Genomic DNA, 25,217 nt, shown 5'->3' with positions numbered 1-25,217 from the left:
TGATATTGAAATTCCAACAATGGCGAATAATGGTTTTTGCACAGGCGGCAACCTTTGTCTTTTTATTAGTGTTTTCAAGTAGACAAGCAAAGATTACGCCAAAACCCCAAATAAAATAGCTCTTAGTTTTTAATATCAACTATTCGGCTGGCTTTGCGATACTGCACACGCCATCCGCTCCAACGTGGCAACTCCCAGCGTTTAGGGTCACCTTTTCTTAGACCGCGAAGGTACAAAACATGGACGAGCTTTTTACTTGGGAAATACTCTACGGTCAGTTGCAAATCGCCGATATTGAGAAGAGTTGGAAATTTTTCATCAAAATCCTCTCTTTCCCAATATGGAATACCTTCGAATTGAATATCTTCCGGATCAAGTAATTCAAGATCCGCAAGTGTTTCAACGCCGAGGTCTCGTAACTGTTGCTCTAGCCAGCACGCTGCACTTTCTACTTTGTCTTCGGAATTGTTTTTTTCCAGTGCTTTGTACAAGTTCCACGCCGCGATATCCGCTTTGAGTTTTTCTGCAAACCCTTTCCACGCTTTGCCTTGAATAAGGGCATTGGCAACCGATTCCACACCTTGTGGTTCACTCAAACGTTCGGCAATTACCCGACCTGCGTAGAGATATTGAGAGCGTGTAACCCACTCTGCTTCAATTTTTATCATGTCGCCATTTGCCCACTCTCCGATATCCAGCGCTTCTATTTGCTTCATCGCCATGGGCAACATTATGGTCGCGAGGTTTAGCGTTTGTTTGACCCCTCTTCCCGGTAAGCTGTGCTGATCCAGTACGACTGCCACTTCTGCTGTATCGGGAAATCGCGAATCCCTTCCGACCGTCAACTCACTGTAGCCATTGCCCAGAGCTTGCCTACGTTTCTCTCTACGAACAAAAACAAGCTCGGGATGAAGCCGCGCGATTTCATTTACAAATACGTTTGAATCGAACCGAGACGCAACCTCTAAATCGGGTAGCGATAGCGCATCCCGCATTTGTCTCGCTAGTGCTTGTGCTTCGCTCAGTACTTGCGCATCAACAAAAATGGCATCACATGACTCTCCGCGAATAAGTTTGATCAGGGTGAGTGCGTCGCAGCCTTTGGGTTCCCATTGGTTGAGTTTTTCTAACTTGTCTTCACTTTCTGGCAGCTTGAAGAGGCGCGCTGGTGTACATAAGACAGCACTTAGATCCACCATCGCTTCGCGCAATGGTTTGGTGGGTAAACGAGTCAGTAAATCTGCGTACAATGCATCAATAGGAAGTGGATAGAGAATTTTGCCATGAGTGGTAATTACACCTTGATCATCAATTGCGCCCATTTGCGTGAGTCGCTCAATGGCTTGTGCGACCGATTTTTCTGGTAGTGGTTCAAGAAAGGTTAATGTGTCTAAAGGATACCCACAACTGGCACTGGCTAACATCGCCTCGGTGAGCTCTTCGCGGTGCAATTCTGGTGGTGTTGCTGCATCGAGTGGCGCGTGCTCCCCGAACAACCGGACACAAATACCGTCTTGAACGCGCCCCGCCCGCCCCGCTCTCTGCTTCGCGCTCGCTTTTGAAATGTGCTTTAAGCTAAGTACCGTTCGACCATTTCTTTGCAAAGTCCGCCTTTCCAACCCGCTATCTATCACCACCGAAATATTGGGAATGGTCAGTGAGGTTTCTGCTACGTTGGTTGCCAATACTACTTTCTGCTGGTCCTGTCGCTTCAAAGCCAGTTCGCGTTGAGTATCCGATACAGAAGCATGAAGAGGCGTAACAAGCACATCATCTAGGCTAGACAGGGCTTGTTGGCATTGTGTGATTTCTTTTCTACCCGGTAAAAAAACAAGAATGTCACCTTCGGTTTCTTGTAAACAGTGCTCGACCTCGGTTCGCACTTTTTGTTCGAGCCCCCTGATATCGGGTAAGTGCCTTGTATCCTTTGCGCGATAACCAACACTCACAGAATACACACGCCCCTCAGCGTATATTCGTTTTCCGCCTATGTAATCAACCAATCTTTGGGACTCTAGAGTTGCGGAGGTAACAATCAAGCGATGCTGCTCTTCACGGCGTAATATAGAAACAAGAAGATCCGTATCCCAACGCCTTTCGTGAAATTCATCCACCATCACCGTATCAAAATTACTCAGTTTGTTTTCAGAGTACCAGCGCAGCGCCACACCAGGTGTGACAAACACTACTTGAGTGTTTTCGGAATAGAAGCTTTGCAGTTTGATTGCATAGCCGATCTTGTCGCCAAGCTTTGTTCCGTCTTCCTTCGCCAAATATTCAGCCAGTGAGGTACACGCTATTCGCCTTGGTTCAACCACCAATATTCGACCAAATTTTGCAGCCCATAGCGGCAACCGAGTCGATTTACCTGATCCGGTTTCAGCCTCAACAACTAAATGGTGCTGATCTATCAAAGAATCAAATTCAGGTTTTATCGCGTCGATTGGAAGCATGTGAAAAGGTCGTCTAGAGAAATTTGAAAATATGGCGCAGAGTATATACCCAAACCTAAGTGGTATACATGGAGAAAGCACGTTGCGCTTTTGTGAGCTCCAAATAGTAGTTTGTGGAACATAAACTTCAAACTATTGCTAATTAATTAGCGAATTAGAGAAGTTCGGTTTACAAGAATGTAACCAAACCGCTATCATTTCAATCTACGCCCGATACATGTCTTACCGAGTCACTAATGAATAACGATAAACGCCCTTTATATATCCAATACGCGGGTCCAGCTCTTCTGAGTACGCCTCTTTTAAACAAAGGCAGTGCTTTTTCCGCAGAAGAACGCATTTCTTTTAACCTTGAAGGTTTGCTGCCGGAATCGACCGAAACAATACAAGAACAAGTTGATCGCGCATATCAACAGTATAAAAACTTCGAAAGTGATATGGATAAGCACATCTACCTGCGTAATATCCAAGACACGAATGAAACCCTTTTCTATCGCTTAGTTCAAAATCACATCAGCGAGATGATGCCAATCATCTATACGCCGACAGTTGGTGCGGCTTGTGAGAATTTTTCGAACATTTACCGCCGCGGTCGAGGTATTTTTATCTCCTACCCGAACCGTGATCGAATTGATGACTTGATCAACAATGCCACCAACCACAATGTAAAAGTGATCGTAGTGACAGATGGCGAGCGAATCCTTGGTCTGGGTGATCAGGGGATCGGTGGCATGGGTATCCCTATTGGTAAGCTAGCGCTTTATACGGCATGTGGCGGTATCAGCCCAGCCTATACTTTACCAATCGTGTTGGATGTTGGTACTAACAACCCTCAACGTCTTGCCGATCCAATGTACATGGGCTGGCGTCACCCTCGTATCACTGGTGCTGAATACAACGCATTTGTTGAAGAATTTATGCAAGCCGTCCAGCGCCGCTGGCCAGATGCATTGATTCAATTTGAAGATTTTGCACAAAAGAATGCAATGCCTCTTCTAGAGCGCTATAAAGATCGCGTTTGCTGCTTTAACGACGATATTCAAGGCACGGCTGCCGTTACAGTAGGTTCTTTGATAGCGGCTTGCCATGCGGCTGGAAGCAAACTTTCTGAGCAGCGCATTACTTTCTTAGGCGCAGGCTCCGCTGGCTGCGGGATTGCTGAAGCCATCATTGCTCAAATGGTCTCTGAAGGTCTATCCGATAAACAAGCGAGATCACAAGTTTACATGGTCGACCGTTGGGGCTTGCTTCAAGAAGGCATGCAAAACTTGCTGGATTTCCAAAAGCGTTTGGTTCAAAAAGATGCCAATACTAAAGATTGGGAGTCTGATGACGCTGGGTTCTCTCTATTGGAAGTGGTTAAAAATGCCAAGCCAACCGTATTAATTGGTGTTTCTGGTGCGCCGGGCTTATTCAGCAAAGAAGTTATTCAAGCGATGCATGACGGTTGTGATCGCCCTATTGTGTTCCCACTTTCGAACCCTACAAGCCGTGTTGAAGCGACGCCAAACGATATCATTCGCTGGACGGATGGCGCTGCGCTCGTTGCAACTGGAAGCCCGTTTGCTCCTGTGATTCATGATGGTAAAACGTTTGAGATTGCTCAGTGCAATAATAGCTACATTTTCCCTGGAATTGGCTTGGGCGTTCTTGCGGTTTCTGCGTCACGTGTGACGGATGAAATGCTCATGGAGTCAAGCCGAGCGCTGGCAGAATGTTCACCTCTAGCCCAACAAGGAACTGGTGCATTGCTTCCTCCACTGGAAGAAATCCATATGGTTTCCAAAAAGATTGCGTTCGCCGTTGGGAAAAAAGCCATTGAGCAGGGTGTTGCACTAGAAATTACAGACGAAGCCCTAGAAAAAGCCATTAACCAACATTTCTGGCAACCAGTGTACCGTAAGTATAAACGCACAGCGTTCTAACATAACTTGATGAGTTTCTAGTCAATTTACACAAATTGTCGGCACAAATGCACGTTTCATTCAGAAAAGCCCTTTATGGGCTTTTCTTTTTAGCATGAAACCGTAAGATTAGTGGTTATGTTAGAGATACTTACCACTCTAGGAACGAAACTGGTTCCCTACCTATCTGAAATTTCCACAGCCGTAATTGCCTGTGGATTGGTGGTGTTTGGTTCGGATATTAACCGAGTTATGCGCCGCGTACTTTCTGGCCATCACTTTATCGTACGAACTTTTGCTTTCATTGCTATCAATGCATTTGGGTTTGGTTTTTTCATTGTGAAAATGTCTCCTCTTCTTTCACAATGGCTAACGCGGCTTGATCGTGATTGGCTAGTGATAGCCTTACTATTATGGTTTACTCTTGTGGGTATCTGGGCACAGCGAAATCGGCAGGTTTGATATTGGAACTAGCATGCTGAAACTCTCTCTACCATCTTCACTTATCTTATGGCTTCGCAGAGCAGCGTTGGTCATTCTACTGTCTGGAATTACCTTACTCGGCACGCTCATTTTCATTGATCGCTGGATAAGTTGGCAAACCGAATCGCAAGTGTATTTTGAACCTGAAACGCTTCCCGATCACGATGTCGCACTGGTTCTAGGTACTAGTAAGTACATTGGTAGAACCCTCAACGACTTTTACACCCACCGCATCAACACAGCTATTCAATTATTTTTGGATAAAAAGGTGTCGTCTTATTTATTGAGTGGCGACAACGCCCACCGCTCCTACAATGAGCCATGGACCATGAAGCGGGATCTTTTAAAAGCGGGTATTCCTGAAGATGCCATCTACCTCGACTACGCTGGTTTTAGAACTCTAGACTCAGTAGTAAGAGCAAAAGCCATTTTTGATGCTGATGATTTTATAATTGTGACGCAAGCATTCCACTGCGAGCGTGCTTTGTATATTGCCAATTATCATGGAATAAAGGCTGTGTGCTTGGCAGTACCGGGGCCCACTGGATCGGGTGGCTGGTTTGTTCGTATAAGAGAAGTGCTTGCGAGAGCAAACGCGCTAATCGATCTCTATATTATTGATAAGCAACCTAAGTTCATGGGACCTAAAGTTCCAATTGAAAACATCGAAGGTCCACACTTACCTATCCCACCTCTCGATAGTCACTCTTCAGAGCAAGTAGGCAACGCACAAACATCAGAAGAGACTCTAGAAAAAGAAATCAAAAAAGAGGGCTCGCCTGAGCCCTCTATGCTCTAAGCTCTAAGCTCTAAGCTCTAAGATACAATATTTACTAATATGAGCCTGAGTTCATTGGGTTTGCGCTAACCGATCTGCTCTGATGCTATCTCACAGCGCCGAAAGTGAACTTCAACTCGATCACGTCCTAGGTGCTTGGCTTGGTATAACGCTTCATCGGCTCTGGCCATGGTTTCGGTCATTCTTTCATTTTCCATCTCTGCCACACCCGCACTACACGTTAACGGTTCGCCGTGAAGCCAAACATGCTCTCTAACATTGCATAGGATGCGCTCAGCAATTTCTTGAGCCTGTTCCAATCCGCTATCTCGACAGAATACAATGAACTCCTCTCCTCCCCATCTCACTAAGTGATCACTAGGTCGGATAACAGCACTGACCACAAGAACGAACTCCTTCAATATGTCGTCCCCAATCTGATGACCAAAGGTATCGTTGATTCTCTTAAAATGGTCTATATCCAAGTAAATCATCGACAATGTATCTAAGCCGGCTTCCGTCTGCTTGGCAGCGTTATCCAACCAGTTTCTTACTGAATGGCGATTCCTTGCCCCAGTCAGAGCATCAACTTGCGCCATTTCGGCAAAACGTGTGTTTTGTTGACGTAACCGGTCATTAACCGTCTTCAGGTGGAGGTGTCGTGCATTCGCTTGGCTGATGGCTGTCAAGCTTCTACTGTGATCGAACCAAAAGAGTGCCACACCAAGTACCGTCCATATCAGTACCAAAGTAAGCATCAGCTTTTCTCCATCAACAAAATGCCCTTCGAATTCTATGCTATATATTTTGATGTCATGCTCACCAAGCCCTGTGTGTGAACCTGTCGCGATCTCAAATAACACCACATTGCTGAATTCTGGAGCAGCGTGCTCGATATCAGTATCAAAATCCGCTAACCACCAAGTCATTACTTGGAAGTTCTCCATCGGAATAACAAGTGCGCCTTTCCCGACGCCTGGAGCGAACTCTAAACCATTATATTTAACGGAATACTCGTTATCTGCCCTTGAATAGGCTGAGTTATAGTTCCTTAAATACACTCTTAATCGGGCTTCTGGGTCGTTAGTATGGTAGTCGATATTCAGCCTAACTGTATGATAGTTAGATAAATCGATTCCCTTCGTTATATCATTAGAAAGCTGTATAGAAACCGAGCAATATGGCCATGCATATTCACTCCGTTTTAACTGACATTGAAGATGCGCTTGATGCCCTTCCACCTGCATACTCGACTCCGTAGAGCCACCTGATTGCCTGTCATCTGTAGACAAAAAGGCAAAATGTTCAGGCGAAATTACTAGGCGCTGCGTATCCCCAAATTGGTAATAAAGTGTTATCACCGACAATGTACCAAACAACAACACCAAAAAAACTTTTTGTACAAAGCTCATTTGATGCTTTCTATTCATGCTACACCTCATATTACATGTGTAAAACCCTATAAAAATGGAACTGGAGTCACACAATAATGCATATGTGCAAGATACCATAACTGCACTTATAAGCACGTATTTTATGGTGAAAATGAAGTCATAATTTAGTAAATAAAGATGTACATCAATAAAAATCAATGACAAAGAACACCATTCTATATTTAGCTCAAAACACAATAAGAGCCCCGCAGAACATTAATGGTTAGATTTCGTTCAACCTATACCGCTTTAGCACCAATTGGTGTAGGGAAATAAGGTCGACTTCCCGTAATACCTGTAAATCCCATTCGGGGATAATTGATAACTTTGCTAAAATCTAGAAACAAAACAAACACACCTAGGGTCTGTAGCCCTTAGTAACGGTGTGAACAAATAAGAGTAATGTCATGTCAATCAATACAAAAGGTACTCTGAAAAAGCTGAGTTCTCAGCTTTCAGAAGGTGTCGAATATTCCCTACCTGTCGGCGAAGATCGGGTTGGGCTAAATGCGTTTATTGGAAAACCCATTAAACTCACCCACACTGGTAACATTTTCTGTAGTTCTTGCGGTAAGAAAACCAAAAAAAGCTACTCTCAGGGTCACTGCTTTGTTTGCATGCGAAAGCTTGCAAGCTGCGATATGTGCATAATGAAGCCTGAAACTTGTCACTACGAGGAGGGAACTTGCCGAGAACCTCAGTGGGGCGAAGAGAATTGCATGGTCGACCATTACGTCTATCTATCAAACACCTCAAGTTTGAAGGTGGGAATTACGCGTCATACGCAAATTCCGACTCGATGGATTGATCAAGGTGCCACGCAAGGGCTGCCTATCTACAAAGTAAAGAATCGTCATATATCGGGTTTAATCGAAGTGGAACTCGCTAAACACGTCGCTGACAAAACGAACTGGCGGACGCTTCTAAAAGGCGATGCTGAACCACTGCCATTAGAAGAACTTGCTAAAGAACTGATGCCTCATGCGAATGAAGTCATCAAACAAGTTAAAGAGAAATATGGTGAAGACTCCGTAATACCTCTTGTTGATGCTCCCACCGAGATTACTTACCCAGTACTTGAGCACCCAACCAAGATCGTATCTCATAATTTTGACAAGAATCCAGAAGTGACGGGGGTTCTCAAAGGCATTAAAGGTCAGTACCTTATTATGGATACGGGCGTGATAAACGTTCGTAAATTCACTTCATACGAAGTCACGTTTGAAGCCTAGTAGAACAAGTTAGCTGGAGTGCGTGTGCTCTCCAGCTTTCTCGATTACATAGCCAGGTTGCCATCCGTCGCAGTTAGAACAAAGACGTCCATATGACCTTCGTTATCACGAATGATTGATCGAATGGGCTGGGCGTTATGCCATAACTTGTGATCGTCAAGAATCGCAATTTCTCCATTCTCTAGGACTTTTCTAAAAAATGGGGCTTCATGGTTATCTTGATAAAGCATGATCTCTCCGCCTACGATGTTGTGCCTGTCTATACCCACTATTGCAATATGATCAAAGCCATCCTGGTGAACTCCTTCCGGGGCGACTGGCGTTTCATCAAAAACCGTCGCGATGCGTATCTGGTGGATTTCGATTTCCTGACCACAGGGCAACGCATTGGCTTCGACAAACAGCTGACACATTTCATGCATGGCATCCCCACTTAAGGTATCAGCCTCAATGCCTTCAAATTGACGAATCACATCTCCCTGAAAGTGGTTGATATTTTCCGACTGCACGAAGTTGTGTCTATTCACTTCTTTCAAGCTATTCAACTGAAATTCAACAACAGAGTACCGTCGCAGCCGATATTTTCCATCAGCGTGTTTTGTATGAGGTAAGGAATCAAATGAAGGAGATAACTGAGCGATAGCATTATGGCTAAGTTGAGTGATTTGCAATGTACTTTCATGCGAAAACATAGTGACGCTCCTAGAAGCTTTTTAGCTACACATCATTCACAAACTATTTACATCAAGAATCGACCACTTATTCTGCTGGATCAAATTTTTCACATCACATATGTCGCCTTATTACCAAATAAAGAATATAGAACTGCACATAACGCGAATTAAAGATAGATAAACCAGCAATTCACTTGGTCGTTTATCAATATCAAAACTCTCCACTAGGCATAGTTGTAACACTATGATTTAAATGAATATTAAGTCATCATTGTGATTCAGTTCTTATCTATTTGACTTCTCTCTACTTTATTCGCACAACAGATTGTTATTTAGATCAATAAGTTCTATTCTCGGACGCTATATTTATAAAAGGAGTAGGCTAGTGAATAAGTTGGTCATCGCTGCAGGTATTGCTGCAGTGGGAGCTGGTGGATATCTTTACACCCAGCAGCAGGCATCTCAGTCCGTATCTGTCTTAGATCAAATCCCGTCTGATTCAGCGTTTGTTTCAGCACAATTGACACCACTGGAACTGGACAAATTTTTGGGTTCCATGGGCAGCGTCCCTTCAATGGATGACATTCTGGAACTAACAGAAACTGATCCACAGCAGATGACGAATCGTGAGACTTTCTTTATCACGCTTGGCGATACTTACTTTAAAGCTATCCAAAGTGGCGAAGCATACAAAGCAGCCTTTGGTGCGCCAGACACGCTAACGAGCTATGTATACCTCGTGGGTTTAGCACCTGTGTTTAAATTTGATGTTGCTGACGAACAAGCCTTTTGGGCAACATTCGATAAAGTAGAAACAGACAGTAATTTCAAGCATGTTGCTAAAAAAGTCGGCGATGTGGCTTATCGCTCGTACAGCATGGCTGAAGAAAACAATGAAACAAAACTTGAGTTTGTTGTCGCTGTTCATCAAGGCATTGCAACCATTACCCTAGACTCTGCAGACTTTGGGGCAACAAGCCCTCTCAAGGTTGCTTTGGGTGTTGAAGCACCAGTGCAGTCAGTGGCGCAAGCAGACACCATAAACAAGATGCTTGCGGCGCATCCTGAGCTTGGTAAAGACTCTGTTGGTTACCTAGATCATCAACAGTTCGCGACCGGCTTCACAACAACTGATGGCAACTTGCTTGCGAAACACATCACCAAAATTAGTGAGCTAATCAACGCAGAGAGTCCGTCTTCGGAGAACCCGTTGGCCATTGTTCAATCGGAGCAATGCAAGACTGAAATCGCTGGTATTGCTGCAAACTGGCCAAGAACGGTATTCGGTGCAACCATCAATGAAAACACAACGATGGACATGGATATTTTAGTTGAGAGCAAAAACTCTGTTGTCCTGGATGCACTTAAGTCTATCCGTGGCTTTATTCCAGCATTGAATGACACACAAAATAGTGCGCTGTCATTTGGATTGGGTGTTGATGTGAACACATTGGCGCCAGCTCTGAATGCGATTTGGCAAGATAGCCTAGCGACGGGATACAGCTGTGCCCCTCTAGCAGAAATGCAAGCAGGTCTTCGTCAGGCGAACCCGGCGATGATTGGTATGGCAACAGGCTTTGTAAATGGTCTGAAAGGTGTAAGCTTCAACCTGTTTGATTACGGTTTTGGTGAAGGCGAATACGGTGAAGAGCTGAACATGCTGGATGCGTCGGTATCAATTTCAGCAGATAACCCAGTTGCACTGTTCCAAGCGGCTCAAATGATGGAACCTTCCCTATCGCAAATCCAGATTCCAGCAGATGGAACACCGGTTGAAGTTCCGCCACAACTGGCTGAGCAATTCGCAGACATTGGTACAGTCTATGTCGCATCGAAAGGCAACCATCTGTCGTTCTATACTGGCGAATCGGCAACGAAAGCAGCGACGAACCTGTTTGGTCAAGCTCTTGAGTCCAATGGCTTGTACAACACTTACATCAACTACAGCAAACTATTTGGTCCGTTTGTTGAGATGATGGAACGCAGTGGTGAACCAGTTCCTGCGGAACTAGAGCCGTTCATTCAAGATGATATCGAAGCGAACATGACGTTTGATGTGACAGACAAAGGCTTAGCTTTTGAAATGAGCAACATTCGCTACTAAGCCAATCTCTAAAAAGCAGTTCGCTGTAGAGTAATTCGCCATAGAGCAGCTCACTATAAAGAAAATGATGCTTTTATGCCTTAGAAGCTTCGTTAATTGAACAAGAAACCACCAAGTTTTGGTGGTTTTTTTTTAGCTCGATAAAAACAACATCCCCGACCAACCAAAAATAAGAGATATACCCAAGTAACCTCAAAATGCATAGTTCAGCGAGAGTTAACTGGCTTTCAGGCAAGGCACCGATATGAAGATCTAGTCATTCTAAATCAAGAATCGGTAACGCAGTATGAAAGCCAGTTAAACTCGCCCGTGGGAGCCCATATTCTGCCTCACTTCCTCGTCAAAGAACTTGGAAAGGACTCGTCATTCCACTGCGTTCTTTTCCTTGAATTGAGGCAGAATATGAGGCTCTGAATCCAGCATCTTGAGGTCACTTGGGTATACGTTCTAATCTATAACCATTTAATTGCCCTAACTGCGTTGCAATTACTTTCTTTCGTCCCCACTATTTTTTACAATCTACCCAAAATAATTATTCAAATTTCGGAGTCCTAATGAGCGACGTAAAGCACTGTAGTCTTTTAATTCTTGGTTCTGGTCCTGCAGGTTATACCGCAGCCGTATATGCTGCGCGAGCAAATCTTAACCCAGTTCTTGTCACTGGTATGCAACAAGGCGGACAGTTAACCACCACTACAGAAGTAGAAAACTGGCCCGGCGACGCAGAAGGGCTAACTGGTCCAGATTTGATGGAACGAATGAAAGAACATGCTGAACGTTTTGAAACTGAAATTTTGTTCGACCATGTCAATGAAGTTGATTTCAGCGAGCGCCCTTTCCGCTTGAAAGGCGATTCAGCTGAGTACACGTGTGATTCACTTATTATTTCTACTGGCGCTTCTGCAAAATACTTGGGCTTAGACTCAGAAGAAGCGTTCAAAGGACGTGGCGTATCGGCTTGTGCAACTTGTGATGGTTTCTTCTATCGCAATCAAAAAGTGGCGGTTATTGGCGGTGGTAACACTGCCGTAGAGGAAGCGCTTTACCTATCGAACATTGCTTCTGAAGTTCACCTTGTTCACCGCCGTGACACGTTCCGTGCAGAGAAAATTCTCGTTAAGCGCCTGATGGAAAAAGTAGAAAGCGGAAACATCGTTCTTCACACAGATCGCACCCTAGACGAAGTACTTGGTGACGACATGGGTGTAACTGGTGTTCGCATTAAAGAAACGCAATCAGACGCAACTGAAGATTTGGATGTAATGGGCGTTTTCGTCGCGATTGGTCACCAACCAAATACGGCGATGTTTGAAGGTCAGCTAGACATGAAAGACGGCTACATTGTGGTTAAGTCTGGTCTTGAAGGAAATGCAACGCAAACCAGTATTCCAGGTATTTTTGCTGCGGGTGATGTTATGGATCACAACTATCGCCAAGCAATCACTTCAGCAGGAACAGGTTGTATGGCGGCGTTAGATGCCGAAAAATTCTTAGATGGTCTAACTGATTAATTCTACAACAGACCAATTCTCTGAGTGACTCGCTATCTAATCGAGCAGCTGACCACTTAGATTGATTAAAAATCCGGCTTCATTACCGGATTTTTTGTTTTTATTTTCGACTCTTACGAAGCTTACCGCTGCATCTTTGGCACACTTAGGTATATAATCCCCCTTTCAAAAATAAATTCTGAATTTAAAGTCTCTTACATGGACAAACATAAGCAGCGCGCCTTAAATAAATGGCTCAAGCAACAAAGCAAACTCGCCAAACGCTGGTTAATGATTACCGTCGGTCTGGGCGTCATATCTAGCCTCTTCCTTCTCGCTCAAGCAGCTCTGCTGGCCACCATTCTTCATCAGCTCATTATTGAAAACGCCGACAAATACGACTTGCTTCCTCATTTTGCAGGTTTAGTGGGTGCCGTTATCGGAAGAGCAATTTGCAGTTGGGGTCGAGAATTAGCTGGGTATCGCTGTGGCGAACAGATCCGCATTTACGTAAGACAACTTATCCTCGATCGCCTTCGCGAGCTCGGACCTGCCTACATAAAAGGCAAACCTGCTGGTAGCTGGGCAACCTTACTGCTTGAGCAGGTAGAAAACCTCCAAGACTTTTTTGCCCGTTATTTACCTCAGGTATCACTGTCTGTACTGGTTCCGTTTGTTATTTTAGTGGTGGTTTTCCCAACAAACTGGGCTGCGGGGCTTATCTTTTTAGTGACGGCTCCATTAGTCCCCTTATTTATGGCATTGGTCGGCATGAAAGCCGCCGATGCTAACCGTAAAAACTTTAAAGCGCTGCAACGCCTATCCGGGCATTTCTACGACCGATTGCAAGCAATGACCACGATTCGTCTGTTTGACCGAGCGCAATCGGAAACCGATGTGATGCGAGGCGCTTCTGAAGTCTTGCGCTCACGTACTATGGATGTCTTACGCGTCGCGTTCCTATCTTCAGCCGTTCTAGAATTCTTCACGTCTATCTCTATCGCCATTACCGCGGTTTACTTCGGTTTTGCCTTTATCGGTGAATTGAACTTTGGTTACTATGGCGCAGCCATTACGCTGTTTTCAGGCTTGTTTATCTTGATTCTGGCTCCTGAGTTTTATCAACCTTTGCGTGATCTCGGTACTTTCTATCACGCCAAAGCCCAGGCCATCGGTGCAGCGGAAAGCTTAGTCGAGTTTCTCGAAACAGACGTCGACAGCGTTACCTCGGGTACATCGGAAATTGCCAAATCCGAACCGATATCTCTAAAAGTGAAAGATTTAAAAGTATTCAGCCCAGAAGGAAGTCAATTACTTGGTCCTGTCTCGTTTGACTTAGATACCAGCCAAACGACAGCAATTGTTGGTCCAAGTGGTGCCGGGAAAACCAGTCTTATTAACGCCATACTAGGCTTCTTGCCGTATGAAGGACGCATAGAAATCAACGGCATTGATTTAAAAGAGGTCGATTTAATCAGTTGGCGTAAAAACATAAGCTGGGTGGGCCAAAACCCCCTACTCCTGAACGGTTCTATTTTGGAAAACGTTACGTTTGGTCGTGAAACGTCTACAGAAACTCTAAATCAAGTTTTGAAAGACAGCTATGCCAATGAGTTTGTATCTCAACATGGTTTAGATTACATGGTCAGTGATCGATCAGGTGGTCTTTCTGTCGGTCAGGCACAACGACTCGCACTCGCAAGAGCAATGCTACAAAATGGCGAATTTTGGATTCTTGATGAACCCACTGCCAGTCTGGATGCAAGAAGTGAAAAATTGGTACTGGAAGGCTTAGCGAGCCAGATTAAATCCAAAACGACGCTGATGATTACCCACCAACTCTCACCATTGAAAGACGTCGACAATATTTTGGTTATGGCAGATGGACAAATCGTGGAACAGGGGCATTTTGACGCTCTCAATCAACAAAATGGCTTGTTTTCAGACATGCTGAAGTCGACTATGGATTCACACAGCGATAAGGGGAATCTAGATGCGTGATTTATTGCCCTATCTGAAACTCTATAAGAAGCATTGGTTTGGTTTATCGCTAGGCATGTTACTTGCCTTCGCAACGTTATTCGCTTCTATTGGGTTGCTGACGTTGTCTGGCTGGTTTATCGCAGCTTCTGCTGTGGCTGGTTTGTCTATTGCTCGTGAAACCTTCAATTACATGCTGCCCGGAGCGTTTGTACGTGGTTTCGCAATGAGCCGAACGGCTGGTCGCTGGGGTGAACGCGTTGTGAGCCACAATGCAACGTTCAAGCTTCTTACCGATTTACGTATTTTCTTTTTCGAAAAACTAACTCCGCTGATCCCAGGTAAAGTTGCCAACATTCGCGATGCTGATCTACTCAACAGATTAGTCGCAGACATTGATGCAATGGACCACGTGTACCTGAGGCTTATTAGCCCACTAGTAGTCAGCACGCTTGGTATTATTTCACTGACGGTTTTTCTTTGCTGGTTTGATCCAGTATTAGGGTTAACCTTGGGTGGCATTCTACTCTCCCTAGTCTTTATCTGGCCCATCATTTTTTATAAGTTAGGTAAGCTCAACGGTCAGCAACTGACGCTCAATAAATCGGACCTTCGGGTTGCTACGCTCGATTGGATTCAGGGTCATGCCGAACTGGTGCTGTTTGGGGTTGAAGAACGCTACCGCCGTAACATTGCGGATAAGCAAACCGATTTAATGGTAAACCAAGCAAAACATGCCCGAATTACAGGGCTTGCTAGTAGCCTTCTTATGCTTGCCAGTGGTTTGACATTAGTGCTCATGATTTGGCTAGCGGCAGATGGCGTCGGAGGACGAGCACCTGATCCTTATATTGCAATGATTGCATTCGCGACAATGGCGAGCTTCGAAGTGCTGATGCCCATCGCTGGCGCGTTCCAATATTTAGGGCAAACCGTCACATCGGCTAGACGCCTCAATGAAATTATTCATGCTGACCCAGAAGTCACATTTGTGGAGCAAAGTACCACTCAGCCCGCTCATTTCTCGATGGAATTGTCTGACGTGACATTTGGCTATGACCCTTCGGTTCCGGTTGTTAAAAACATTAACTTGTCGGTTGAGCAAGGGGAAAAAATAGCGATTGTTGGCCAAACAGGCTCTGGGAAATCGACCTTGCTGCAATTGGCTACGCGAATTTGGGATCCACAATATGGTTCAGTATCCATTGGTGGGAAAGATCTTACTCAATGGAATGAAAGTGCCCTAAGACAATCCACTTCGGTGATTAGCCAACGTGTCGATATCTTAAATGGCACTTTACGAGATAACCTTACTATCGCCCTACCGGATGCTGAGGATGCGCAGCTTATTGATGCGCTAGTACAAGTTGGGCTGTCTAAACTGAATGAAGACAAAGGGTTGGATACTTGGCTTGGCGAAGGCGGCAGGCAGCTTTCTGGCGGTGAGAAAAGACGAATCGGCATCGCTCGTGCCATTTTACGCCGTTCCCCTATTGTCCTAATGGATGAGCCAACCGAAGGTCTAGACAAGCAAACCGAGCAACAAATGGTTGCCTTATTTGAGAAACACTTTAGCGACAAGACCATGATATTCATTACCCACCGATTAGTCGGTTTGGACACCATGGATAAAATTTGCCTCATGGAACAAGGTGAATTTATTGAAACAGGCAGTCACGCTGAACTCATAGAGAAGAAAGAGCGCTATTATCAGCTTTGCCAAACGCTATAACTCGCCTTTGCACCATACGTAAATTGGCGCATGTAAAAATGTGAAATAAATTGAAGCCAGAGTCCACGACTCTGGCTTTTACTTAAGTGATCTCAAAATAATGCATAAGCACTTTAACGAAGTTTGAAGGCGTTACTTACCAACCGGAAAACGCCCTGTAATTTGATGCGTTAATAAATTCAGGCTGAATCAAGACGAGCTCTTTCTCTACCTTTCCACCGCCAATCAGTTCAAGCCCTATTTGCACAGCTTTGCTGCTCATTTGCGCCGGAAACTGTGCTGCCGTCCCCAGCCAGTTTTGACGATTTTCCTTTAATGCCTCAATCACTAAAGGTGCACCATCAACGGAAGTTATCCAAACATGGGCACCAGATTGAAGCAATGCTTGCTCTGCACCTAACGCCGTTGGATCGTTAATCGCAAACACTCCATCTATCTTTTCATAGGCATGAAGCGCATAGGCCATGGCTTCTAAGCCGCCATCATAGCTGCCCGTTCCGTTGAGGTTCGCATCCAGTAATTCAATGTCGGGGTAGTCATTAAGAACGGATTTACAACCCGCAACACGATCTAAACTGGCAGAAACAGGAGGGCCATTGATGATAAGAACTTTGCCTTTTTCATTGAGTTTATTCACTAGGTTCAAACACGATATTTCGCCCGCTTGAATATTATCCGTTGTAATAGTGACATCCGCGCCCGAAGCTCTTACATCTACCGCTATTACGCGGATTCCGGCGCGTTGTGCGCGGATTACCGCTGGTGCAATCGCTAATTCATCGGAAGCGACAAGCATGATTAAGTCCACTTTTTTATCAATAAAAGACTCAATCTGCTGGATTTGCCGATCTAAATCGTAAGCGCTAGAACGAACGATAACGTCGATACTTTTGTTCGGTAATTCCGCCACTTCCGACTTAATGCTTTTAATCATTTTGACAAAATAAGGGTTGGTAAGATCAGCAACTGACACGCCAATAGAATAGTCAGAACTTGCGTAAACTCTGGGAACCAAAGCAACACTCACCATCAACAAAAGCAAAAATTTACGCATACATGACACCTTTATTTTCCAACTCCCCCTTTGGACAAGGAACCTTTGCAACAGACGTTCAAATAGTGCCATCAAAGGGGGAAGTTGTTTTGTATTATTCAGGCAGCTGTGCCCGGTTCTACCGCTCCTGTCATAATAGCAACCGCGTCCGACATAGAGTGTGTTTTCGGTGTAATTATATCTGCACGTTTACCCAGTCTGTGAACATGAATACGATCCGCGACTTCAAAAACGTGGGGCATATTGTGGCTTATCAGCACCACTGGAAGCCCTCTGTCCCTTACCTGACGAATCAAGTTGAGTACTTTTCTGGATTCTTTCACACCCAAAGCGGCTGTAGGCTCATCCATGATGACTACTTTACTACCAAACAAAGCTGACCTTGCTACCGCAACGCCCTGTCGCTGACCACCAGACAACGTTTCTACCGTTTGGGTTATATTTTGAATGGTCATCAAACCAAGATCCGCTAACTGCTGCTTTGCCCTTTCATTCATGGTTTTCTTATCCAGCATGCGAAAAACTGAACCCAGTATTCCGGGGCGACGAATTTCGCGCCCTAAAAATAAGTTATCGGAAATATTCAGAGCGGGTGCGACCGCCAAGTTTTGGTACACTGTTTCTATGCCCATTTCTCTTGCGTTCATCGGGCTTTTAAATGAAACCGCCTGCCCATCTAACTTCACTTCACCTGCATCAGGAACAAGTGCTCCCGATAACGCTTTAATCAAGCTGGATTTCCCCGCACCGTTATCACCAATCACTGCCAGAATTTCACCCTTATAGAGATCAAAATCCGCTCCATCCAAGGCCGTGACTCGACCGTAACGCTTCACTAATCCTCTTGCTTGCAATACGACATCACTCATACCGATACCTTTCTGATCCAATGATCCACACCAACCGCAACAATAATCAACGCCCCAACGGTAAACTCTTGCCAAAGCACATCCACACCAAGCAGAGCCAAACCGTTTCGAAACACACCTACAATGAGCGCACCAATCAGAGTACCGAATATAGAACCTCGCCCACCAAACAAGCTGGTTCCACCAATCACCACCGCGGTAATGGAATCGAGGTTGGCGGTGTAACCCGCTTGAGGGCTTATCGACCCAATTCGACCAATTAACACCCACGCTCCAATGGCACAAACGAAACCAGCGACCACATAAACCGACATCAATATCTTCTGAGTACGAATACCGGCTAGTCTGGCGGCATCTGGATCGTCGCCCGTGGCGTAGACATGCCGCCCCCATGCCGTCCAATTCAACGCATACCAAATAACGACAAAGAGCACGATCATGAGCATAGAGCCGTAGGTTATCCGCGCACCAAATAATTCGACGGTTTCGCCCATCCATTGCAGCAATGGCGCATTCTTGGCAATGGCTTGAGAACGAATAGTTTGGCTGTTGGAATACCAAAGGTTCAGTGCGAAAAAGATGTTCCACGTACCCAGTGTTGCGATGAATGGGGGAAGCTTAAAGCGCGAGACCAATAAACCATTAATCATGCCCGCCAAAGTACCCACCAGCATGCCTATACCAAACGCCAAAACGGGGGGTAAACCAAAATCCATCGCCATGCGCCCCATAACAACGGAACATAAGACCATAATCGCGCCCACCGACAAATCGATTCCAGCGGTTAAAATGATGAGCGTTTGAGCAATACCAAGTACACCAATAATCGTAACTTGCTGCAGGATCAGTGACATATTGAATGGGTGTAAAAATCGGTCACCAATCAGAAAACTAAAAATGGCAACCGCCAAAATAAGGACTAAAAATGGGGCTGCGGTCGGCTGATTATGTAAAAACCTCTGCACGTTTAAGCCAATCGAAGTTGGCTCTTTAAATTCAGCAAAGCTTTTGTCCGTGTTTTGCTCCGCTGTTTTTTCAAAATTGGACTCTGATGACGAAGGGTGTGTCATAGCGTTTTCCTTAACTTTTTACATCTGACCTGATCGCACTCGACGTTTCGATCAGGTTTGTTCCTCATTCACCTCAATATAATTTAGGTGAATGAGGATTACGCTTTCATTAGTGAACTCTGAACACTACCCCCAACACTTACCTAACCCTTGCGCTGATGTTGAAGATGCAACTCCATCAACGGGTTCATCTGTAATCAGCTCAACGCCGGTATCAAAGAAGCCCTTACCAGGGGTCGCTCCGGGTTTAACACCCGACTTCGCGTATTCCGCAATAGCCTCTACGCCCAGAGAGGCCATTTTCAATGGGAACTGCATCGACGTTGCACCGATCACTTTGTCTCTAATGTTTTCTACGCCCGAACAACCACCATCAACCGATACAAGGAGCACGTCTTTCTCTTTTCCAACCGCTTTTAGTGCCTCGTATGCGCCCGCTGCTGCTGGTTCATTAATGGTGTATACCACGTTAATACTCGGATCTTTTTGTAGAAGATTTTCCATTGCACGGCGACCGCCCTCTTCAGAACCTTGGGTCACGTCATTACCGACAATACGAGAGTCATCTTCATCACGCATTTTATTTGCGTCTTTGACGTCAACACCAAAACCTTTCAAAAATCCTTGGTTACGAGCGACATCGACAGTAATACCAGCAGTACTTAAGTCTAATAACGCAATTTTGGCGTCTTTCGCTTTTGCACCCAGTTTGGCTTTTGCCCATTTACCAATCAGTTCACCTGCAAGAAAGTTGTCGGTAGCAAACGTTGCATCGGCAACATTGGCTGGAGAAAATGGCGTGTCCAGAGCAATCACAACTATGCCGGCTTTACGAGCACGCTCGATAGAAGGTGTTAATGCGACAGGGTCACTTGCGACGATCAAAATGCCCTTCGCGCCAGATGAGATGAGATTTTCTACCGCTTGAATCTGTGAATCGTTATCTCCATCGTATCGCCCAGCGAAAGAACGCAATTCCATTCCCAATTCATTCGCTTTGGCTTCCGCCCCCTCTTTCATCTTGACGAAAAAAGGGTTGGTGTTGGTTTTGGTAATTAAACCCACAATGGTTTTGTCCGCAGAAAATGCATGAGGTGCGCTGAACATGGCAGCCGTTAACGCGGCGATGGTGACTAGCTTTTTCATGGTTTACTCCCTTACAAGTTATAAATCCAAGGTCAGTTCCTTCCTTGGTTTTACAAAAGTGACAGGGAAAAACTAATGAATGATTTCAAAGCGAAGAAAACTCGTTAACAATTGAAATAATACATCTAGCCTTTTGATTTAATGGGATTATTTATGTGCACATTTACGATATGTTGATCATCGCTTTTAATTGTTCGTACTGAAAAGGTTTGGCGATAAAGCGCCATTCAGGATTGAAATGATGGTGTTCGATTAGAGATTCAATCGGTAGCCCTGAAGTGAGTATAACGGGCAAACTAGGGTTATCAGAAGCAAGAGTCTGGCGTAGCTGAACACCGTCTTCAGTTGAGCCCAAATTCACATCGGAGATAACCAAGTCGCATGTATTTACCGCCAAATGTTCCAGCGCATGCTGCACTGAATGAACCACACTCACTTCGAACTCCATTAGTGCAAGCTGCTCTCTAATAACACCGGAAACTTCGATGTCATCTTCGACTAATAGAACCGATGCATTACGCTTAACAGTAATAGCGGGGTCACTGAATTTTTGTTGTCCATTCTCTAATTTAGGCTGCTGACCAATTGGAAGAATGAGCTTAACGCTTGTGCCTTGTGAAAGAGACGATTGAATGTCGATCTCCCCTCCACTCTGTGTAACAAACCCATAAACCATACTGAGACCTAAACCGCTCCCTTCACCAGTTTGCTTGGTCGTAAAAAATGGCTCTAACGCGCGCTGCATCGTTTCTTCACTCATTCCATCACCGGTATCAATAACTTCTAGAATAATGTGTTCACTTTGGGACGATTTATATGTCGACAGCGTGAGTTCTCCACCATTGAGCATAGCCGAAGAACTATTCAAAATTAAGTTTAAGAGCGCATTCTCCAACTGAGAAGGGTCAACATAGATGCACTGCTCCCCCAGTGCCAAATCAGTATTTACTGTGATATTCGGCGTTACGCAGTAGGCAGAGATGTCTAGAACACTCGCAATTAGGTCATCCACGGGCACCCATTCCGGATACAATTGCTGCTTGCGGCTAAATGCCAACAGCCGCTCCACCAGCTGGCTGCCTTTTTCTGTCACTAAGAGCGCTCTGGAAAGATATTTTTCTTGGCTTTCACTGAGGTTTGGCAACATTTCAAGCAATTGTAGATTCCCCATGAGTGAGGCCAGTAAGTTGTTAAAGTCGTGCGCGACTCCACCTGTAAGCTGCCCCAGCATTTCCATTTTTTGGGCTTGTTGTAGTTGCTGCTCTATCGCCTTTCTTTCTGAGAGATCACTGTAAAGTGTTACAAAGCCACCTTCTGGCATAGGCTGGCTCCGAAATTCAATAATTCTGCCATCATCGAAATAGCGCTCAAATACTGCTGAACGGTCTTTCCTTTCTTCATTTAACTCTTGTAGCTCTAGCGTTTCTTGCATTAAGTTGCGCGTGCGAAAAGGTGTTCTTGCCATGAGTGTTTGTAAGTCATTTAAAGGCATGCCAACCTTCACTTCATTAGGTCGGAGCTTAAATAACGTCAGGTAACGTCTATTCCATGCAACCAAGTTATCTTGATCGTCAAACACACTGAGCCCATCTTGGATATTGTTGAAGATGGCTTCGAGCAAATTCTTTTGAACTCGCAAATCTTCTGTTACTCGGACTTTTTCGATGGCTTCTTTTTGGAATGCTTCGAAGGTTCGAGCCAGCTCCCCTATTTCATCATTACGCTGAATATTCGCCACGGCGATATTGGTCTTACCTTGCGCTAAGCTCGACATTTCTTCGGTCACTGTTTTGAGATCTCTGGTCAACACGGAGTTGAACCGGTGGAGATAAATACCGCTCAGCAGCAACAGTAATATGATGATAGATATAAACACAGTCGCCCGATCTATTGCCCGTTCGGATTGCTTTTGTTGAAACCTCAAATGTTGCTGCAAGGCAATCACAAACTCATGTACCGATGCGGTCATTTGATCCGATTGCGCCCGAATGGAAGAAAGAACATAGGCATTGTTACGGCGAACCTCAGACACATTTTTCTGCTGGGCTTTGAGCTCCGATAAAATATTTGAGATTCCAGAAAGTGCTTGTTGATTCGTATACGTTTCCATTTGTTCAATGAGAACGTGGGGCACAGCCATTGGATTTCGAGTAAAGGCGTTAATGAATACCTTTCCTTGACTGTGAGCCATTAGAGGATGCAAGTCGAATTGAAGTGAAAGAAGGTCTTCACGAGTGAAAAGCTCTTTCGTTACGTTGGCTAGCAAGGCTTGAATGGATGTATCCAGCGTTTCTACTTTTTTCAACAAGGTATCTTTGGCTTCTGGATTGTTTAGGTGGTCCGCTACGGACTTAAGATCCTTGATTTTTTCTTGTAGCCTTTGGCTCTCATTTTGAACATGGAATGGTCTTGCAAAATCCGCGGCATAAGGTGCCATTGCCGCCACTTGAGCAACGCTTTCTGAAAGACTGAGCGCGGTATTGATATCTTCGAGGGTTTCTGAGGCAATGTCGTCGATAAGAGCCTGGTTCTGCTGGGTGGTATAGACAAAAACACTGGCAAGAGAAAGGGTAAGCAGCAAAGTACCAACAACCGAAAATAGGAGCTTAGTGCGGATACTCTGCAATCGAATCATAGGTTAACCTACCCGAGTTACGTTGCTGCTAAACACGTAACCTACACCTCGTTCCGTTTGAATGAACTCGGGCAACCGTGGGTTGTTTTCAATTTTCCTTCGTAATCGGAGAATGAGGACATCAACCGTTCTGTCACTCGAATCCGAGGCTAGACCATGGGTTTTATCCATCAGTTGATCCCGTGACAACACGCAGTTTGGTGAGGTAATTAACGCTTGAAGCAGTGTAAATTCTCCGTACGTTAAACTGACCTCCTTACCCGATTCGTGAAGAAGCTGTCTTGTCGACATATTCAGGCTCCAAGGTCCAAAGCAATATTGTTCGTGCTCTACGTGAATTGCCTTCGTTTGCGTTAAGTCTGACCGTCGAAGCAATGCATTGACACGAGCAATCAGTTCCCGAAGGTTAAACGGCTTCATCATATAATCATCAGCAGCGATTTCTAAGCCGATGATACGGTCGGTTTCATCACCTTTACCGGTAAGCATCATGATTGGGACTGTGCTTTGTTCCCGAATTGCCTTTGCTAGCTGCAAACCATCCTCTTGCTTCAACCGTAAATCCAACAATATGACATCAGGATTGTATTGTTTGAACGCAGACATAAGCTGATCGCCATTCTCAGCCAATATGACATTATGCCCTTGCTGAGATAAGGCATCTCCAAGTACATCTCGAATGTCTTGGTCGTCATCCACAACAACGACTGTGCGAATACTCTTTTCCTTGAGTTGCAAACTTCAGCTCCAAATTGTGAGAAATTTTATTGTGATAACACTCATTTAGTCAGTTTGGCGAACAAATGCTCAAAAATTGTGACTTGTGTAAAGTCTATACCTTATAAACACCCTTTGCTTTGAGCACGTAAGACAATCAAATAGCGCACGAAAAATGGAGACAAAAAAACCCAGCACATGGCTGGGCTCTTAAAATTAAACTTTGTGAATTGTTAGGCGTATTCGATCTCGAACTGCTTCATAAATTCAACTAAAGCTTGCACACCTTCTAGTGGCATTGCGTTGTAAATAGAAGCACGCATACCGCCCACTGCTCGATGACCTTTTAACGCCTGTAAACCGGCTTCTTGAGCTAACTCTAAAAACTTACCGTCTAATTCAGGTTTCGCTAACTGGAAAGGTACGTTCATGCGCGAACGGCTGTTTGGGTGAACCTGATTGCGATAAAAATCAGAAGCATCAATGTAATTGTACAGTAGATCTGCCTTCTCTTTGTTTACCTGCTCTATTGCTTCTACGCCACCTTGCTCTTTCAACCATGCAAAAACTAGCCCAGATAAATACCATGCATAGGTAGGTGGTGTGTTAAACATGGAGTCTTTTTCAGCCAATACCTTGTAATTAAGAATGCTTGGAAGTGCATCTGATGCCAATTCAAGCAAGTCTTCACGAACGATTACTATACAAATACCCGCTGCACCGATGTTTTTCTGAGCGCCTGCGTAAATAGCACCGTATTGAGATACATCGATTTTGCGAGACAGAATAGTGGATGAAAGATCCGCAACAATGGGTTTATCTGTAACAGGCAGTTCTGTAATCTCTACGCCATCAATAGTTTCATTCGGGCAAAAGTGTACATAAGCAGCGTTTTCATCAATTTCCCACTCAGAAGGTGGAGTAACCGCAACTTTGCCATCAACTTCCGTTTTCGCGTCGATAACGCGAGGTTGGCAATATTTCTTTGCTTCCGTTACAGCACTTAGCGCCCAGTAACCTGCATCAACATAGTCTGCTGTTGTTTTATCGCCGAGCAGATTCATTGGTACTGCCGCGAACTGAGCGCGAGCACCACCATGGCAAAACAACACTTTATAGTTGTTAGGGATGGACAGGAGATCTCTTAGATCTTGTTCTGCTTTTTCAGCAACAGCAATGAATTCTTTACTGCGATGGCTGATTTCCATTACCGACGTGCCAATACCATTCCAGTTGATGAATTCAGCTTGCGCTTTTTCCATTACCGCTTTAGGTAAACCTGCTGGGCCTGCACTGAAATTATAAATCGGTTCCATGATGAAGAATGCTCCTGCGTTAAAATACAAATCGAGATTTACATCAGTAATACCACTTTTTGAGATCGGGAAAAAGAAAAAAACGGAGAAAACACAAAAAAAGAAGTCTTATGACTTCTTTTTATATTCAATTCGCTATTTTCGGTA

At 44.8% G+C, this 25,217-nt stretch carries 18 protein-coding genes; 8 read left to right on the top strand and 10 right to left on the bottom strand.

The window, feature by feature from the left end; all coding sequences use genetic code 11:
• Window positions 1-122 precede the first annotated feature (122 nt).
• Window positions 123-2,453 (bottom strand): helicase-related protein, encoded by a 2,331-nt coding sequence (locus Q8W40_RS04000; RefSeq protein ID WP_305395980.1) that lies wholly within the window; start codon window positions 2,451-2,453, stop codon window positions 123-125.
• A 236-nt stretch (window positions 2,454-2,689) separates the two neighbouring features.
• Here Q8W40_RS04000 and Q8W40_RS03995 point away from each other — a divergent pair, with 236 nt between their 5' ends.
• From Q8W40_RS03995 to Q8W40_RS03985, 3 genes are all read left to right on the top strand, one after another.
• A complete protein-coding gene (locus tag Q8W40_RS03995; RefSeq protein WP_305395979.1) occupies window positions 2,690-4,378 on the top strand; it encodes an NAD-dependent malic enzyme in 1,689 nt (562 codons plus the stop codon).
• A gap of 117 nt (window positions 4,379-4,495) precedes the next feature.
• The gene (locus Q8W40_RS03990; protein WP_101111283.1) at window positions 4,496-4,819 is read left to right on the top strand and encodes a DUF3392 domain-containing protein; all 324 of its coding nucleotides are present in this window, start codon (window positions 4,496-4,498) and stop codon (window positions 4,817-4,819) included.
• A gap of 13 nt (window positions 4,820-4,832) precedes the next feature.
• Window positions 4,833-5,639 carry a SanA/YdcF family protein gene (locus Q8W40_RS03985; protein ID WP_305395978.1) on the top strand — a complete coding sequence of 269 codons (807 nt, stop codon included), beginning with the start codon at window positions 4,833-4,835 and terminating at the stop codon, window positions 5,637-5,639.
• 65 nt (window positions 5,640-5,704) lie between these two features.
• Here Q8W40_RS03985 and Q8W40_RS03980 read toward each other — a convergent pair whose 3' ends face one another.
• Window positions 5,705-7,048: a GGDEF domain-containing protein gene (locus Q8W40_RS03980; RefSeq protein WP_305395977.1), complete on the bottom strand. Its 1,344-nt coding sequence runs from the start codon at window positions 7,046-7,048 to the stop codon at window positions 5,705-5,707.
• A 410-nt stretch (window positions 7,049-7,458) separates the two neighbouring features.
• Between Q8W40_RS03980 and Q8W40_RS03975 the strand changes: the two genes are divergently transcribed.
• On the top strand, window positions 7,459-8,283 hold the full coding sequence (locus Q8W40_RS03975) for a DUF2797 domain-containing protein (protein WP_305395976.1): 825 nt from the start codon (window positions 7,459-7,461) through the stop codon (window positions 8,281-8,283).
• A 44-nt stretch (window positions 8,284-8,327) separates the two neighbouring features.
• Here the strand turns inward: Q8W40_RS03975 and Q8W40_RS03970 are convergent, their stop codons facing one another.
• Window positions 8,328-8,975, bottom strand: a complete 648-nt coding sequence (locus tag Q8W40_RS03970; RefSeq protein WP_305395975.1) for a 2OG-Fe dioxygenase family protein — start codon at window positions 8,973-8,975, stop codon at window positions 8,328-8,330.
• A 367-nt stretch (window positions 8,976-9,342) separates the two neighbouring features.
• On the opposite strand from Q8W40_RS03970, the gene Q8W40_RS03965 reads away from it, so the two are divergent.
• The 4 genes from Q8W40_RS03965 to cydC all read left to right on the top strand — a co-directional run bounded on the left by Q8W40_RS03965 (window position 9,343) and on the right by cydC (window position 16,263).
• On the top strand, window positions 9,343-11,061 hold the full coding sequence (locus Q8W40_RS03965; RefSeq protein ID WP_305395974.1) for a hypothetical protein: 1,719 nt from the start codon (window positions 9,343-9,345) through the stop codon (window positions 11,059-11,061).
• A 554-nt stretch (window positions 11,062-11,615) separates the two neighbouring features.
• Window positions 11,616-12,572 (top strand): thioredoxin-disulfide reductase, encoded by a 957-nt coding sequence (gene trxB / locus Q8W40_RS03960; protein WP_305395973.1) that lies wholly within the window; start codon window positions 11,616-11,618, stop codon window positions 12,570-12,572.
• Between the two features lie 198 nt (window positions 12,573-12,770).
• Window positions 12,771-14,552 (top strand): heme ABC transporter permease/ATP-binding protein CydD, encoded by a 1,782-nt coding sequence (gene cydD / locus Q8W40_RS03955; RefSeq protein ID WP_305395972.1) that lies wholly within the window; start codon window positions 12,771-12,773, stop codon window positions 14,550-14,552.
• Window positions 14,545-16,263 (top strand): heme ABC transporter ATP-binding protein/permease CydC, encoded by a 1,719-nt coding sequence (gene cydC, locus Q8W40_RS03950; RefSeq protein ID WP_305395971.1) that lies wholly within the window; start codon window positions 14,545-14,547, stop codon window positions 16,261-16,263. Before cydD ends, cydC begins: the two co-directional genes overlap by 8 nt.
• Window positions 16,264-16,399: 136 nt before the next feature.
• Here the strand turns inward: cydC and Q8W40_RS03945 are convergent, their stop codons facing one another.
• From Q8W40_RS03945 to serC, 7 genes are all read right to left on the bottom strand, one after another.
• Complete coding sequence (locus Q8W40_RS03945; RefSeq protein ID WP_305395970.1) at window positions 16,400-17,317, bottom strand: substrate-binding domain-containing protein; 918 nt, start codon at window positions 17,315-17,317, stop codon at window positions 16,400-16,402.
• 98 nt (window positions 17,318-17,415) lie between these two features.
• The gene (locus Q8W40_RS03940) at window positions 17,416-18,186 is read right to left on the bottom strand and encodes an ATP-binding cassette domain-containing protein (protein WP_101111273.1); all 771 of its coding nucleotides are present in this window, start codon (window positions 18,184-18,186) and stop codon (window positions 17,416-17,418) included.
• Window positions 18,183-19,256 (bottom strand): ABC transporter permease, encoded by a 1,074-nt coding sequence (locus Q8W40_RS03935; protein ID WP_305395969.1) that lies wholly within the window; start codon window positions 19,254-19,256, stop codon window positions 18,183-18,185. The genes Q8W40_RS03940 and Q8W40_RS03935 overlap by 4 nt, the downstream gene beginning before the upstream one ends.
• A 126-nt stretch (window positions 19,257-19,382) precedes the next feature.
• On the bottom strand, window positions 19,383-20,402 hold the full coding sequence (locus Q8W40_RS03930) for a sugar ABC transporter substrate-binding protein (protein ID WP_305395968.1): 1,020 nt from the start codon (window positions 20,400-20,402) through the stop codon (window positions 19,383-19,385).
• Between the two features lie 163 nt (window positions 20,403-20,565).
• Window positions 20,566-23,037 (bottom strand): hybrid sensor histidine kinase/response regulator, encoded by a 2,472-nt coding sequence (locus Q8W40_RS03925; protein ID WP_305395967.1) that lies wholly within the window; start codon window positions 23,035-23,037, stop codon window positions 20,566-20,568.
• Window positions 23,038-23,040: 3 nt separating this feature from the next.
• Window positions 23,041-23,775: a response regulator gene (locus tag Q8W40_RS03920; RefSeq protein WP_305395966.1), complete on the bottom strand. Its 735-nt coding sequence runs from the start codon at window positions 23,773-23,775 to the stop codon at window positions 23,041-23,043.
• A 212-nt stretch (window positions 23,776-23,987) separates the two neighbouring features.
• Entirely contained in the window at window positions 23,988-25,070 is a 1,083-nt protein-coding gene (serC, locus tag Q8W40_RS03915; RefSeq protein WP_305395965.1) for a 3-phosphoserine/phosphohydroxythreonine transaminase, read from the bottom strand.
• Window positions 25,071-25,217 lie beyond the last annotated feature (147 nt).

The organism is Vibrio penaeicida, from assembly GCF_030689305.1.
Lineage (GTDB): Bacteria > Pseudomonadota > Gammaproteobacteria > Enterobacterales > Vibrionaceae > Vibrio > Vibrio penaeicida_B.
Note: the sequence above shows the minus strand (reverse complement) of the source record. Positions and strands in the feature narration are given on the sequence as shown.